Origin of the sequence: Tsukamurella sp. USMM236, from assembly GCF_037148755.1 — a bacterium.
Taxonomy (GTDB): Bacteria; Actinomycetota; Actinomycetes; order Mycobacteriales; family Mycobacteriaceae; genus Tsukamurella.
In genome coordinates, this window is the sequence record NZ_JBBCSS010000011.1 from 50,216 (window position 1) to 65,216 (window position 15,001).

Genomic DNA, 15,001 nt, shown 5'->3' on the forward strand with positions numbered 1-15,001 from the left:
CATGAGCACCCGTGTCCGTGCCTACGTCCCGCTCCGAGTCGGAGCCCGGCCCCCAGCGTCGAGCCGCCGCCGCGGCGCCGCCGCGAGCCGCCGGTGTCGCCCGCCTCGCCGCGGTCGTCGCCGGTGCGGTCGGCCTGCTGCTCTGCCTGCTGACCCCGCTGCTGCCCGTCCAGCAGGCCACCGCCTCGCTCGACTGGCCGCAGCTGCGACCCGGGGCCGAGAGCGCGGAGGTCACGGCCTCCCTCGTCACGCAGTCGCCCGCCGACCTCACGGCGACGGTGCCGTGCTCGGCGATCGCCCGCGCAGCCGGCTCCGGGGGCACCGTCCTCTCGACGCTGCCCGTGGGCTCGGGCGCCGCCCGCGAGTTGGGCCTGAACGTCACCGTCGGGGCGCCCGGGCCGGGCCAGGCGGTCACCGTCTCCTCCCGCAACACCGTCATCGCCGCGGCGCCCGTCGACCGGCTGCGCGGCTGCTCGCAGCTGCGCCTGTGGTCCAACGCCGCCGAGGTGGGCGCGCGCTTCGAGGGCATCGACGTGGCGGGGTCCATCCCCACGGAGAACCGCCCCGTCATGGGCGGCGTCTTCACCTCCCTGAAGGCCGCCGACGTCGCCGCCGCGGGCCCGGGCCTGCGCCTGCACGCGGACCTCGACACCCGCTTCGAGCTGTCGCCGTCGCCCCTCAAGGCCGCGGCGATCGGCATCGGCCTGCTCAGCGTGCTCGCCTCGCTGATCGCGCTGTGGCTGCTGGACCGGAACTTCGGCCACCACCGTCGCGCGCCGCACCGGACCGTCGGGCAGATCCTGCGCCCCCGCCTCGTCGACGTGGCCGTGCTCGGCGGCCTCGCCCTGTGGACCGTGCTCGGCGCGGGCAGCTCCGACGACGGCTACATCCTGTCGATGGGCAAGGTCGCGCCCGAGGCCGGCTACACGGCCAACTACTACCGATTCTTCGGCGCCCCCGAGGCGCCCTTCGACTGGTACTACACCTTCCTCTCGCACTGGGGCTCGATCAGCGCGAACGCGATCTGGATGCGGCTGCCGATGCTGGCCGCGGGCGCACTCACGTGGCTGCTGCTCAGCCGCGTGCTACTGCCGCGCCTCGGCCCGGGCGTGCGCCGCTACCCGCTGGCCGTGTGGACCGCGGGCGCGATGCTCCTGGCCTTCTGGTTCCCGCTGGCCTCGGGCCTGCGCTCCGAGCCGATCATCGTGCTCGGCACCATCGTCACCTGGGCCGCCGTCGAGCGGTCCGTCGCGACCCACCGCGCGCTGCCCGCGGCGGTCGCCGCGATGGCGGCGGGCCTGACGCTGGGCCTCGCCCCGCAGGGCGTCGTCGCGGCGGCCCTGCTGCTGGCCTCGTCGGCCGCGGTGCTCCGCGTGCTCGTCGCGCGACGGCGCGAGGCCGGCCTGGCCGCGCTGGTCCTGCCGGTGCTCGCCGCCGCGGCCGTGGTGATCCCGATCGCCTTCCGTGACCAGTCGCTGGCCTCGGTGGCCGAGGCCATCCGGATCCGGCTCGAGGTGGGCCCGGCCGCGCCGTGGACGCAGGAGTACCTGCGCTTCTTCTTCCTCACGGTCGAGACGACCGACGGCTCGCTGGTCCGCCGCGTGCCGGTCTACCTGTTCGTCATGTGCCTGTTCGTGGCGCTGTTCGTCATGCTCCGCGGCCGCCGGATCCCGCGGATCGCGCCGGGCCCGGTGTGGCGCCTGGTCGGCGCCGTCTTCATCGCGGCGGCCCTCCTCTCGCTCACCCCCACCAAGTGGACCGTGCACTTCGGGGTGTACGCCGGGCTCGCCGCCGCGCTGGCCGCGGTGACGACGGTGGCGGTGGTCGAGGCCGCCCGCACCTCCGTCCGGAACTTCACCTTCTTCCTGTGCGGGATGCTCTTCGCACTGGCCGCCGCCTTCGCGGGCTTCAACCTGTGGTCGTGGCCGTACCTGTGGGGCGTGCCGTGGTTCGACCGGCAGCCCGAGGTCGCCGGCATCACCTTCAGCAAGGCCTTCCTGATCCTGGCCGGCCTGGCGGGCGCGCTCGCCGCGTGGCAGCACTTCCGGATCGACTTCCGCGGTCGCGGCGAGGGCGGCCTGGTCGAGGACGGCACCGTCGACGAATCCGCGCTCGACGACGCGGAGCTCGCCACGCACACCCGGGCCGACCGCGACCAGGCGCTGCGCAGCCGGCGCCGGCTGCAGCTGGCCTCGCTGCCGCTGGTGGCGGTCCTGGGCATGCTGGTGCTCGGCGAGGGCGCGATCTTCGCGAAGGCCTATGTCTCGAACCCGGCCACGTACACCGTGGCCAAGGGCAACCTGGACGCGCTGCGCGGCAAGAGCTGCGGAATGGCGCGCTCGGTGCTCGTGGAGACCGACCCGAACGCCGACATGCTCACCTCCGCCGAGGGCCGTCCAGCCGCGCAGGCGCTGGTCGGGGCGGGATCGACCGGCTTCACGCCCGAGGGGATCCCGAACGAGCTCAAGCCCCTGGCGATCAGCTCGGCGCCCGGCCAGATCAACATGGCGTCGCCGATCACGTCGCCGTTCACGTCGACCGCGGCGACGGCGGGCACCGGAGGCGGCACCGGGCCGCGCACCGTCAACGGCAGCACCGCCGCCCTGCCCTTCGGGCTCGACCCGGCGCGCACGCCGGTCGTCGGCTCGTACGGCCAGAACACGGTGCCCGCGGAGCTCTTCAGCGACTGGTACAGCCTGCCCGCGCGGTCGGCCGACCGACCGCTCGTGGCCTTCGCCGCCTCCGGCGCCATCTCCTCCGTCGGCCCGACCGGCAAGAAGGAGTACGGCCAGCCCGTGACCCTGGAGTGGGCCGAGCGCCGCGCCGACGGCTCGATCGGCGCCCGCGGCGTCATCGACCCGATCGACCCGGGCCCCAACAAGCCCTGGCGCAACCTGCGGGTCCCGATGGAGGCCATCCCGCCGGCCGCGAACGTGGTCCGCATCCACGTGCGCGACCCGAACCTGGGCGCACAGCAGTGGGTGGCGGTGACGCCGCCGCGCGTGCCGCGCCTGCGGACCCTCCAGGACGTGGTGGGCGAGAAGGACCCGGTCCTGCTCGACCTGCTCGTGGGCCAGCAGTTCCCGTGCCAGCGCCCGCTGGCCATCCGCAACGGCACCTACGAGGTCCCGAAGTGGCGGATCCTGCCCACCCGCAAGGACGCGCTCTCGACGTCGGGGACCTGGCAGGCGCGGGAGGCCGGCGGCCTCCTGACGGTGCCCGACACGCTGCTGCGGACCACGACGCTGCCGACGTACATGACGGGTGACCTCACCCGGGACTGGGGCGAACTTCAGCAGTACGCGCCCCTCGCCGACGACGCCCCCGCGGCGGACCTGACGGTCGGTGTCCAGACGCGGTCGGGATGGTGGCGCCAGGGCCCCATCCGCGCGCTGACCAACCAGACGGTGAAGAGCTAGGAATCGATGATGAGCAGCGATAACTCGACCGCACCCGCGACGGTGCCGCCGGAGCAGCGCTACGGGAAGTGGCGGATCGTCGCCGCCGTCGCGGGCCTGCTGGGCTTCGTCCTGGCGATCCTCACCCCCTTCCTGCCCGTCAAGGAGACCACCACCGCACTGCACTGGCCGCAGAACGGCAAGGTCGCGAACGTCGAGGCTCCGCTGGTCTCGTACACGCCGGTGCGGCTCGACGTCACGCTGCCGTGCTCGGTGGTCGACGAACTCCCCGCGGCCGGCGGCACGCTGCTGCGGACGCTCCCGGAGGACGGCCCGCGCCCGGGCCTGCAGGGCCTGGTGATCCGCGCGGACGCCAAGAACGTCATCATCGCCGACCGCGACGTCGCGCTGGCGACGGCGAGCCGCGCCGACGTGGCGCGCGCCGGCGCGGGCTGCGCGATCCGCTTCGTCTCGACCCCCGAGGCGACGACGGCCGAGTTCACCGGGATGCCGGAGGGCGCGCAGACCTCCAACCAGCTGTCGAACACCGTCGCCGACCCGAACCTGCGTCCGCAGATCGCCGGCTTCTACACCGACCTCCCGCCGTCGACGCCCGTCGCCGGCATCGACGTGGCGACGCAGGTGGACACCCGCTTCAACACCTCGCCCTCGACGATCAAGCTGATCGCGATCATCGTCGGCATCGCCGCCACCATCCTCGCGCTCGTCGCGCTGGGCTTCGTGGACATGCGCGACGGCCGCGGCCACATCCGGTTCATGCCGCAGGGCTGGCTGCGCCCCCGGCCCGTCGACTTCACCGTGATCGGCGTGCTCGGGATCTGGTGGCTGATCGGCCCGAACACGTCCGACGACGGCTACCAGATCACGATGGCCACGCAGACGAAGTACAGCGGCTATCTGATCAACTACTTCCGCAGCTTCGGCGTGCCGGAGAACCCGGTCGGCTGGAACGACTACCTGTTCACCGCGATCTCGCACTTCACGACGGCGGCGCCCGCGATGCGCGTGCCCGGGCTGATCTTCGGACTCCTGACCTGGCTGATCATCTCGCGCGAGATGATCCCGCGGCTCGGCCGCGCGGTGCGCAACAACCCCGCCGCCCTGTGGGCCGGCGCGGGCGGATTCCTGCTGATCTGGCTGCCGCTCAACAACGGCCTGCGTCCCGAGCCTGCGGTGGTCTTCTTCTCCCTGCTGACCTGGGTCTCGGTGGAGCGCGCCATCGCGACCGGTCGCATGCTGCCCGTCGCGATCGCCGTCCCGTGCGCCGCGCTCTGCGTGGGCGCCGCGCCCGGCGGCCTCATCGCCGTGGCCGCCCTGCTCGCCGCGTCGCGCCAGATCATCACGCGCATCGTCAAGCGCCGGAAGCGCGACGGGCTGCTCCCGATGATCGCGCCGATCCTCGCCTCGGGCATGGCGTACCTGTTCTACGCCTTCTTCACGCCGACCGCGGCGGCCCTCCGGGAGGCCATCACCGTCAAGGGCGTCACCGGGCCGACGCTGGACTGGTACGAGGAGGGCGTCCGCTACTACTACCTGATGCTCGAGACGGAGGACGGCTCCGCCGTGCGCCGCATCGGCGTGCTCACCGCCTTCCTCTGCCTGCTCACGGTGCTGACCTTCATGCTGCGCCGCAAGCGTCCGGCGGGCATCTCCGCGGGCCCCGTGTGGCGGCTCATGGCGGTCTTCTTCGCCACCGTGGTGTTGCTGGCGTTCACCCCGACCAAGTGGACGCATCACCTGGGCCTGTTCGCCGGCTACGCCGCGGGCATCGCCGCGGTCGCGGCGACGCTGACGATGGCGCCGATGATGCGCTCGAAGCGCAACCGCGTCTTCTTCGCCGCCGCCGCGCTGTTCATCGCCGCGATCTCCTTCGCGGCGCGCGTCGGCTACTACTGGGTGGGCACCTACGGCATCCCCTGGAACACCATGCCGCCGCAGCTCTTCGGGCTCGAGATCTCCTGGATGCTGTTCTTCGCCTCGGTGCTCACGGCCCTCTACGGCCTGTGGCTGCACTACCGTCGCGACTACGCGCCGGAGCCCACGAAGACCCACGGTCGTACCCTCCCGACGCTGGCGATCCTCACCATGCTGATGGTGCTCTTCGACGTGGGCACGATGGCGAAGGGCGCCTACGCGCAGCGCGGCAGCTTCTCCTGGACCGCGTCGAACGTCCGGGCGCTGCAGGGCGATACGTGCTCGATGGCGGACTACGTGCTGATGGAGACCGACCCCAACGCGGGGCAGCTCAAGCCCGCCCCGCGGCCCGACGGTTCCGTGCCGAGCGCGGCGCAGGCTCTGGCCGGCAAGTCGACGGGCTTCTCCCCCACGGGTATCCCCGGCTGGCTCTCGCCCGTGAAGTCGAACCCGGGCCACAACACCGACGTGACCAACTCCGACGTGCCGGAGACGGTGGGCGGCAAGCGCAATCCCGACCCGAAGACCGACGGGGTGCCGCTGCCCTTCGGCCTGAACCCGGCGACCACGCCGGTGCTCGGATCCTCCGGCGCGACCGGCCTGGCCAACCTGACCACCGACTGGTACACGCTCGGCGCGGTCGACGAGTCGACCCCTCTGGTGACCCTCTCCGTCGGCGGCCCCGTGGCGGCGACCGGCCTGAACGGCGTGAAGCGCGACGGCCGGACGCTGTTCCTCGAGGCCGGGAACCGGTCCGCGAACGGTGCGGTGCAGCCGCTGGGCCGCCTGGCACCGCTCGACGCGTGGACCAACAACAACTGGCGCAACCTCCGCTTCCCGACGGCCGACCTGCCCCGCGGTACGAACACGGTGCGCGTGGTCATCGACGACAAGGTGCCCTCGGCCGATCCGATCGTGGTGACGCCGCCGCGGATGACGCCGATGAAGACGCTGCAGGAGTTCCTGGGCCGCGACACCGTCGTGGCGTTGGACTTCATGGTGGCCTTCGCCTTCCCGTGCCAGCACCAGGTACGGGCGGTCAACGGCCTGTTCGAGCGGCCCGAGTACCGGATCTCGCCGGATTACATGGCGACCGTTCTCACCTCGAACACGTGGCAGGGCTGGAAGACGGGCGGCCCGCTCGGCGTGAGCGACGCGCTGTACCACGAGCAGATCGTGCCCACCTACCTCAAGGGGAAGTGGGCCATGGACTGGGGCACGCTGACGAAGTTCACCCCGTGGACCGCGGCCGAACCGGCGCAGCTGGAGCTCGGCACCACGACCCGCACGGGCTGGTACACCCCGGGGCCGATGCGCTCCGCGCCGTACTGATCGGCGCCGGCGCACCGGCCGGTCCGCGCTAGCGCACTCCGTCCCAGAGGGCGCGGAGTTCCGGTGCGGGATCGACGACGGTGCCGCCCTCCCCGCCGAACACCCGCACGGTGCGGGCGAGGAGGTAGGGCGCCCAGCCCGGGTCCTCGCCGCGGGTGAAACGCACCCAGGCGCCGTGGGTCTCGTCGGCGACGGCCTGTGAGGGGTCCGGCCCGGTCAGGTTGGTGACCCCGTCGGCGTGGAGGTTGTCGAAGGTGAAGGCGAGCTCGACGGCGTGGCAGGCGCCGAGGCGGCCGCCGAGCGCGGTGGACGGCTCGTCGAAGCGGTAGAAGAAGGTCTCCGCCGGCGCGTCCGCGCGGGCCTCGGCGATCCGCACCGCGGGGATGCCGAAGAACCAGTCGGCCATGATGCGGCAGAACAGGTCCCCGGGCGACGCGGCGGGCTCGGCCGCCCGGTACGCGGCGACCGCGGCCGCCGGGTCGGGCAGGCCGTACTTCGCGGCGGTGGGGGCGAGCGCCGCGTCGGGCAGTAGGTCGATCAGCCCGCCGGGAACGATGAAGAAGCGGGCCTCGTCGGCGTTGGCGCCCACCAGGACCCGCACGCCGGCGCCGGAGCCGGCGCGGATCGCGTCGATCGGCAGCTGCGGCAGCACGTCCCCGTCGATCACCGGCTCGAAGATCATCACGTTCCGCGAAAGCTCGCCCCACGCGGCGGGGTCCGGGTTCGCCTGGATCTCGGCGTCGAGGGCCGTCGTGGCGTCGACGAGGGCGGCGGGTTCGACCGTCGCGAAGCCCTCACGGCTGGGTTCCACGCCGAGGCGCTCGGCGAGGGCGCGGGTAACCTTCTGCGCGGTCTCCCGGGTGATCGCGTGGTGGCCCGCGCCGCTCTGCAGCACGGCCTGGGCGAACAGGCCCTGTGCGAGGGGCGATCCGAGCAGCGAGCCGACGCTCATCCCGCCGGCGGACTCGCCCGCGGCGGTGACCCGCGCCGGGTCGCCGCCGAAGCCGGCGATGTTGTCGCGCACCCATTCCAGCGCCATGATCTGATCGCGCAGGCCGAGATTGGTGTGCTCGTCGCCGGTGTCGAGGAAGCCGAGCGCGCCCAGCCGGTAGTTGATGGTCACGCACACGACGCCGTCGCGGGCGAAGGCGGCGCCGTCGTAGTAGCCGCTGCGGCCGCTGCCGTTGCGGAAGGCGCCGCCGTGGATCCAGACGAAGACCGGCAGCCCGTCGGCGCCCTCGGGCGCCCAGACGTTGAGGTTGAGGCATTCGGCGCCGGGGAAGTCCGGCTCGGCCGTGAGGATCTCGGCGACGGGGCCCTGGTAGCCGGGCTTGGGCACCGTCGGGCCGAAGGCGGAGGCGTCGCGCTCGCCCTCCCACGGCGCGGGCGGCGCGGCGGGCAGGAGCCAGCCGGCACCGTCGAGCGGGGCTGCGTAGGGCAGGCCCAGGAAGCGGGCCACACCCTGCTCGACGGTGCCGCGGACGCGGCCGGAACGGGTCTCGGCGGTGACGGAGGAGGTCATGCCTCCCTGTCTACCGGGAGGCGTCGTCCTTCGGATCGATTTCGATCGGCCCGGAGTGATCGGCGTCGTAGACCTCGACGGTGACCAGCTCGCCGGTGTGCGGCGGGTGGTAGAGGTCCTCCGGGACCTCGCCGTCGGAGTACACGGGCAGGTCGTCCGAGGGCAGCACGTCGGTGCTGTCGTCGGTCACCGCGAGCGTGTTGGCGTGCCAGCGCATCCGCTCGCCGAGCTCGTCGCGGTGCGCCCGCTCCGCCACGATCAGCGGATCGTGCCAGAGGTCCATCATCAGGCCCACGCACATCCCGACCATCACCACGAGGAAGGGCGCCGCCGCGATGATCGCCATCTGTTTGATGCCGGTCAGCGCATCGTCGCCGCTCACCCAGAGCAGTAGCGCCGCAACGGTACCGGTGAGCACGCCCCAGAAGATCGTGATCATCCGGTTCGGTTCCTCGGCCCCGCGCTGCGACAGCGTGCCCATCACGATGGACGCGGAGTCGGCCCCGGAGACGAAGAAGATCCCGACGAGGAGCACCACCAGGAAGGCGGTGATGGTCGGCCACGGCAGGTTGCCGAGGACGTCGAAGAGCATGACCTCCTCGTTCTCCGCCTTGCTGATGCCGAGGCCCGCCTGCTCCTGGTTGATCGCGGTGCCGCCGAAGACGGCGAACCAGACCAACGAGACCAGGGTGGGCACGGCCATGACGCCGATCACGAACTCGCGAATGGTGCGGCCGCGCGAGATCTTCGCGAGGAACAGGCCCACGAACGGCGTCCAGCTGACCCACCAGGCCCAGTAGAAGATGGTCCACGAGGCCAGCCACTTGCCGGCCTCAGGCTCGTTGGCGGCGGACCGGGCCGACATGTCCATGAAGTCGGCCGCGTACGCGCCCATCGACGTGGGCAGCAGGTTCAGGATGAACACGGTGGGGCCGACCACGAAGACGAAGACCGCCAGCACCAGCGCGAGCACCATGTTGGTGTTCGAGAGCCACTGGATGCCCTTGGCGACGCCCGAGACCGCCGAGGCCACGAAGGCCAGCGTCAGGATGGCGATGATGGCCACGAGCAGCAGCTTGCTGGAACCGTCCTCGGCCCAGCCGAGCCGCTCCAGGCCGGCGCCGACCTGCGCGGCGCCGAGGCCGAGCGAGGCGGTGGTGCCGAACAGCGTGGCGAAGATGGCCAGGATGTCGATGATCCGGCCGCCGACGCCGTGCCCGCCGGTGCGATTGAAGATCGGCGCGAAGACCGAGCTGATCAGCTGGCTGCGACCGCACCGGTAGGTGCTGTACGCGATCGCGAGGCCGACCACGGCGTAGATCGCCCACGGGTGGAAGCCCCAGTGGAACATGGTGGTCGCCATCGCGACGGCCACGTCGTGGCCGTTCATACCGGGAGGCGCGCCGACGAAGTGGTAGATCGGCTCGGCGGCGCCGAAGAACATCAGGCCGATGCCCATGCCCGCGCTGAACATCATCGCGATCCACGAGACGGTCTTGAACTCGGGCTTCTCACCGTCGCGTCCCAGCGGGATGCGACCGAATCGGGAGAAGGCGAGGAAAGCTGCGAAAAGGACGAAGAAGCTGGCTGAGATCAGGAACAGCCAACCCAAATCGGTGATGATCCAATTGAGGACATCGGAGGTCGTTTTCTTCAACCCGTCCGAATCCAGGAAACCCCAGAGGACGAACGCCAGAACCGCGGCGGCCGTCACACCGAAAACGACCCAGTCGGTCGTCCGGCGATGGTCTCCTGTCTTATTAGTTACAGTAGCCATGATCCCACTAGATCACAGTGGACATGGCGCCGGTCAAATCTCCGGTGAAGTCCCACAGGCCCTGACGCGGCGAACTACACTGCCCGACCTGGGCGTTCGTACGCCGGAGAAACCTTCCGACGTCTAACCGGACGGGACGACCGACCGCACCCAGCCCTCGAGGCCACGCGGGTTCCGGGTCTGCAGCAGCACCCGCCCCGGGCCGGTGAACTCGAAGACCATGCCCTCGCCGGACTTCATCGACTGGATCCACTTCCCCTGCACGGCGCGCCGCATGGTGAACTGCATGTTGAGGTCGTAGGCCACGACGTGCCCGGTGTCGATGACCACCTGCTCGCCCGGCCGCAGGTCGATCACGTCGATGGCGCCGTAGCAGGCGACGAGCACCTCGCCCTGGCCCGCGGCCTGCAGACCGAACGCGCCCTCACCGCCGAAGAAGGTCTTCGCGCCGCCGAACTGGGTGGTGGTCTGCACGCCGTGGGAGCTCGCGAGCCACCCGCCGCGGGTCACGTAGTAGGGCCGGTCCGGCTGAATCTGCAGGACAGCGATGTCGCCGGGCAGCGTGCCCGCGATGTCGACCCAGCCGCCCTGCGGCGGCGCGGTGAACGTGGAGACGAAGAACGACTCGCCGGAGAGCAGGCTGCGCTTGAGGCCCTGCATGATGCCGCCCTGCGCCTGCGACTGGAGGTTCATCCCCGCGGAGTGCGCCACCATCGCGCCCGACTCCACGGTCATCGGCTCGTTGGGCGCCAGCTGGCAGCGGGCCATGGAGAACGACGGATTGTGACGGAGCTGTACCTGCATGCCGTCGAATCTAGCCGAATCCGGTCACCCCGCGACACGCTCCCGGCGGCGGGCGTCCCGCTCGAGTGCGCGGTCGCGCGCGGCCTCGAACTTCCGCGCCCGGACGTCCAGCTCGTCGACGAAGTCGCCGATCAGGTCGCGCAGCCGCGCGGCCTCGCCGGTGAGGTCGGTCCGCTCGAGGAGCCGCCAATGGCGCAGCACCGGCACGACCACGGCGTCGCGGTGCTGACGCAGGTCGTAGATGCCGCTCTTCGCCATGAGCACGGCGTCGCGCCGGAAGTGCGGGAGCGCGGCGCCGGGCATCTGGAAGTTGGTGAGCACGGCGTGGATCGCGGCGAGGGCCTGCGCCGGCGCGACCTCGATCGCGGCGCCGAGGATGTTGCGGTAGAAGAGCATGTGCAGGTTCTCGTCGGCGGCGACCCGGGCGAGCATCCGGTCGGCGACGGGATCGTCGCAGACGGCGGCGGTGTTGCGATGGCTGATCCGCGTCGCGAGCTCCTGGAAGGTCACGTAGCTCACCGACAGCAGCATCGAGTTCATCCCCGGCGCGAAGCCGTGCTGCATCTGCGTCATCCGCAGGCCCTCGAGTTCGACGGGGTCGACCCCGCGGGTCACGGTGAGGTAGTCGCGCAGCACGATCGAGTGCCGCGCCTCCTCCGCCGTCCAGCGATGCACCCAGTAGCCCCAGGCACCGTCGAGGGTGAAGTTCTCGGCGATCTCGCGATGGTAGCTCGGAAGATTGTCCTCGGTGAGCAGGTTCATCACCAGCGACGCCCGGGCGACGGGCGACAGCGCGGAGTCGCTCTCCCGGAAGTCCTCCCCGCCGAGCGCGGCGAAATCGCGGCCGCGGCTCCACGGCACGTAGTCGTGCGGGTGCCAGTCGACCGCCTGCCGGAGGTGCCGGTCGACCTCCCGCTCGGCCGTCTCCGAGAGCTCGTACAGCAGTTCCAGGTCGGTCAGATCACTCATGATTCCCAGCCTGGCCCGCCGCGGCCGGCACGGGCAGGGGCGATGGTCCCCGACGGCGTCCCGCATCCCGGCCCGGCGGTGCGTCACCGCAGGTGGGGACGTGCGTACCGGGCGGGCCGGGACGTATGTCCCGTCCTCGCCCGGCGACGGTCCGCCGAGGAGGGCCCACGCCCCGTACGGGCCTACGCTGAAGGCATGTCCTCGGTATTCCTGGTCGACGACCACGAGATCGTCCGGCGCGGCCTGGCCGACCTCCTCGCCTCCGACGGCAGCCACACCGTGGTGGGCGAGGCGGCGACGGTCCGCGAGGCCCTCGCCCGCATCCCCGCCGTGCGCCCGGACGTCGCGGTGGTCGACGTGCGCCTGCCCGACGGCTCGGGCATCGACCTCGTCCGCACGCTCCGCGACCAGCTGCCCGACCTGCCCTGCCTCGTGCTCACCTCGTACTCCGACGACGAGGCCCTGCTCGAGGCGATCACCGCGGGCGCACAGGGCTACGTGCTCAAGCAGATCCGCGGGACCGAGCTGGTATCGGCGATCCGCACCGTCGCGGCCGGCGGCTCCCTCCTCGACTCCGCCAGCACCGCCCGGGTGCTGCAGCGCATCCGCCGGGGCCAGGAGGCGCCGCCGGCACCGACGGGCCTGACCGGGCAGGAGGAGGCGGTGCTCGAGCTGCTCGCCGAAGGGCTCACCAACAAGCAGATCGCGGAGCGGATGTTCCTGGCGGAGAAGACCGTCCGTAACCACGTGACCGGCATCCTGGCGAAGCTCGGCGTCGAGAACCGGGTGCAGGCGGCCCTGCGCGCGGCGCAATGGCGCGACGCGGGCGGGGTCCGCCGATGACCGGCTCAGGCCAGCGCCGCGCGGGCCTGGCGCCACGCGTCGACCGCGGGGGTGCCGCGCTGCACCGCGCGCTCCGCGAGCAGCCGGCCCAGGAGCCGGCACACCAGGTACTCCCAATCCAGGTCGTCGAGGGCCGCGGTCGTGCGCACCTCGTTCCAGCGGGCGAGGCGGCCGGTGTAGGCGGCCTCGGCGAGGTCCACGACGAGGGCGCGCACGTCGGACCGGTCCAGCGGGTCGATGTCGATTCCGTTCACGCCGCCCAGCGTGGCGGCCGGATGAGCTCCGCGCCAGGGACGTTCGTCCCGACGCTGCTCCTCCATCTGCGGGGAGCGGTCCGGTGACGGCGGAGCACGGGCCGGACGCCGACCTGCAGGACATTCTCAGCGCCGTGATGGTCGTGGCCCAGGGACTGGACCTGCCCGCGACGGTGCGCCGCATCGTCACCTCCGCGATGGCACTGGTGGACGCGCGGTACGGGGCGGTGGGCGTGAGCAGTGACGACGGCTCGCTGGAGGAGTTCATCTACGTCGGCGTGGACGCGGAGACGGCGGCGCTGATCGGTGATCCCCCGTGCGGCCGCGGCCTGCTGGGGTACCTCCTCGAGGTGCAGCAGCCGGTCCGGATCGCGGAGCTCTCCGAGCACCCGTCCTCGGTCGGCTTCCCACCGAACCACCCCCCGATGCACAGCTTCCTGGGCGCGCCGATCATCGTCGGCGGGAACCTGTTCGGGTGCATCTACCTGGCGGAGAAGGCCGACGGTGTCGCCTTCACGGCCGGCGACGCGAAGGCGATCGAGATCTTCGCCGCCGCCACGGCGGTCGCCATCGACAACGCCCAGATGCACGCGGAGACGCTGCGCCAGCAGCAGCGTCTCGGCGAGCTGCAGGTCATCGAGGAGCGCGAGCGGATCGGGCGCGACCTGCACGACCACGTGATCCAGCGGATCTTCGCCGCCGGCCTCGGGCTGCAGGTGGCGCGCTCCGCCGCGGCGGACGAGCCCGTCCGCGAGCGGCTCGACGCCGCGATCGGTGAGCTCGACCGCACGATCGCCGACATCCGCTCGACGATCTTCGAGCTCTCGACCGACGGGAGCGGGCTCCGGAGCCGGCTCGTGCGCGCGGTGCGGGCCGTCGCGCACGGCGGCGGGACGGCCGTCGACGTCGGCTTCTCCGGCCCGGTGGAGAGCGCCGTGGCCGACGACGGCCTCGCCCGTGATCTCGAGGCCGTGGTGACGGAGAGCGTCTCCAACGCGATCCGCCACTCGGGCGGCACCCGCGTCGCGGTCACGGTGATCGCGAGCGGCGAAGCGGTCACCGTGGAGGTCGCCGACGACGGGACGGGCATCCCCGACGGTGGCCGACGCAGCGGGCTGCGGAACCTCGCCACCCGCGCGGAGCTGCGGGGCGGCACCGTCGACCTGCTGCCGGCGGACGCGACGGCGGAGCGGCCCGGCACCGTCGTGCGGTGGTCGGTTCCGCGGGACTCCTAACCGGCGGAGGGCACCGCCGTGAGCGCCTTGTACCCACCCGCGAGGTCCGTGGCGCGGTGCAGCCCGATGTCGCGCAGGGCGGCGGCGGCCAGGGAGCTGGCGTAGCCCTCCGAGCACAGCACGATCCACCGCACATCCCAGCCGGTGGCCTCGGGGATCCGGGCGTCGGACGTCGGATCGAGCCGCCATTCGAGCACGTTCCGCTCGATGATCAGGGCTCCGTCGACCTCGCCCTCGACGGCGCGCTGCGCCGCGGGACGGGTGTCGACGAGGACGGCGCCGGCGTCCAGCTCGGCGCGCAGGTCGGCGGCCTCGACCCGGTCGATGCGGTCCCGCGCGCCCGCCAGGAGCCCGTCGACGCCGCGCCCGCCGGTGGGGCCCTCGGGTTCGTCGGTCAGCTCGCTACGCACGCGGCGCAGCCTGCCGACCGGCGTCACCTCGTAGTACGACATCGCGGTGAGCGGCGGGGAGTAGGCGTGCACGGAGAGGGTGGGCATGGCCGCCTCGCCCGTCGCCGCGTCGTGGGCGTCGGCGTGTCGGGTCACGTCGTGCACCCAGCCGCGGTCGAAGGACGCCTGCCCGCCGGCGTCGATCCGCCGCTCCCGCAGGGCTTCCCCGTCCCAGCTGCGCTCCGCGAGCGCGCCCGAGACCACGGTGAGCGCGCCCAGCGAGCCGGCGTGGTCGTGCAGCTCCGTCGAACGCTCGGGCACCCAGCTGATGAGCCAGACGTCCACGTCGTCGTCGCCCCACAGGCGGGTCGACCACCGCTCGCCCGCCGGCCAGTCGGTGGGGATCACGCGGTCGTACTCGCCGGCACACACCTTCGCGGCCTCGGTCGCGGTGAGCGCCAGCAGGTCCGGTGCGGTATCGGTCATGCGGTTCAGTGTCGGACGGGGCACCCGCGGGGTGAACCCTTCCGCTCACCGCGACCG

10 protein-coding genes and 1 pseudogene are annotated in these 15,001 nt (G+C 72.2%); 4 read left to right on the forward strand and 7 right to left on the reverse strand.

The features are described 5' to 3' along the window. Positions 1–11 precede the first annotated feature (11 nt). A complete protein-coding gene (locus WFK95_RS23965; protein WP_336672207.1) occupies positions 12–3,419 on the forward strand; it encodes an arabinosyltransferase domain-containing protein in 3,408 nt (1,135 codons plus the stop codon). A gap of 9 nt (positions 3,420–3,428) precedes the next feature. Continuing rightward, positions 3,429–6,665 (forward strand): arabinosyltransferase domain-containing protein, encoded by a 3,237-nt coding sequence (locus WFK95_RS23970; protein ID WP_336672208.1) that lies wholly within the window; start codon positions 3,429–3,431, stop codon positions 6,663–6,665. A 28-nt stretch (positions 6,666–6,693) separates the two neighbouring features. Here the strand turns inward: WFK95_RS23970 and WFK95_RS23975 are convergent, their stop codons facing one another. The 4 genes from WFK95_RS23975 to WFK95_RS23990 form a co-directional block, all read right to left on the reverse strand. After that, entirely contained in the window at positions 6,694–8,187 is a 1,494-nt protein-coding gene (locus WFK95_RS23975) for a carboxylesterase/lipase family protein (protein ID WP_336672209.1), read from the reverse strand. 10 nt (positions 8,188–8,197) lie between these two features. Next, positions 8,198–9,964: a BCCT family transporter gene (locus WFK95_RS23980; protein WP_336672210.1), complete on the reverse strand. Its 1,767-nt coding sequence runs from the start codon at positions 9,962–9,964 to the stop codon at positions 8,198–8,200. Between the two features lie 123 nt (positions 9,965–10,087). Continuing rightward, positions 10,088–10,768: a TIGR00266 family protein gene (locus tag WFK95_RS23985; RefSeq protein ID WP_336672211.1), complete on the reverse strand. Its 681-nt coding sequence runs from the start codon at positions 10,766–10,768 to the stop codon at positions 10,088–10,090. Positions 10,769–10,792: 24 nt separating this feature from the next. After that, the gene (locus WFK95_RS23990; protein WP_336672212.1) at positions 10,793–11,737 is read right to left on the reverse strand and encodes an acyl-ACP desaturase; all 945 of its coding nucleotides are present in this window, start codon (positions 11,735–11,737) and stop codon (positions 10,793–10,795) included. A gap of 195 nt (positions 11,738–11,932) precedes the next feature. Between WFK95_RS23990 and WFK95_RS23995 the strand changes: the two genes are divergently transcribed. Next, entirely contained in the window at positions 11,933–12,580 is a 648-nt protein-coding gene (locus WFK95_RS23995; RefSeq protein WP_336672213.1) for a response regulator transcription factor, read from the forward strand. Positions 12,581–12,585: 5 nt separating this feature from the next. Here the strand turns inward: WFK95_RS23995 and WFK95_RS24000 are convergent, their stop codons facing one another. Beyond that, positions 12,586–12,834 (reverse strand): hypothetical protein, encoded by a 249-nt coding sequence (locus tag WFK95_RS24000; protein WP_224645594.1) that lies wholly within the window; start codon positions 12,832–12,834, stop codon positions 12,586–12,588. Between the two features lie 83 nt (positions 12,835–12,917). Here WFK95_RS24000 and WFK95_RS24005 point away from each other — a divergent pair, with 83 nt between their 5' ends. Further along, positions 12,918–14,069: a GAF domain-containing sensor histidine kinase gene (locus WFK95_RS24005; RefSeq protein ID WP_336672214.1), complete on the forward strand. Its 1,152-nt coding sequence runs from the start codon at positions 12,918–12,920 to the stop codon at positions 14,067–14,069. On the opposite strand, the gene WFK95_RS24010 is transcribed toward WFK95_RS24005, so the two are convergent. Both WFK95_RS24010 and WFK95_RS24015 read right to left on the reverse strand, forming a co-directional pair. Beyond that, positions 14,066–14,467, reverse strand: a complete 402-nt coding sequence (locus WFK95_RS24010; protein WP_336672265.1) for a rhodanese-like domain-containing protein — start codon at positions 14,465–14,467, stop codon at positions 14,066–14,068. The two genes, WFK95_RS24005 and WFK95_RS24010, sit on opposite strands and share 4 nt — an antisense overlap. Next, positions 14,447–14,944 (reverse strand): annotated as a pseudogene (locus WFK95_RS24015) (cysteine dioxygenase); the annotation flags it as partial. The gene WFK95_RS24010 and the pseudogene WFK95_RS24015, both read right to left, overlap by 21 nt. Positions 14,945–15,001: the final 57 nt, after the last annotated feature.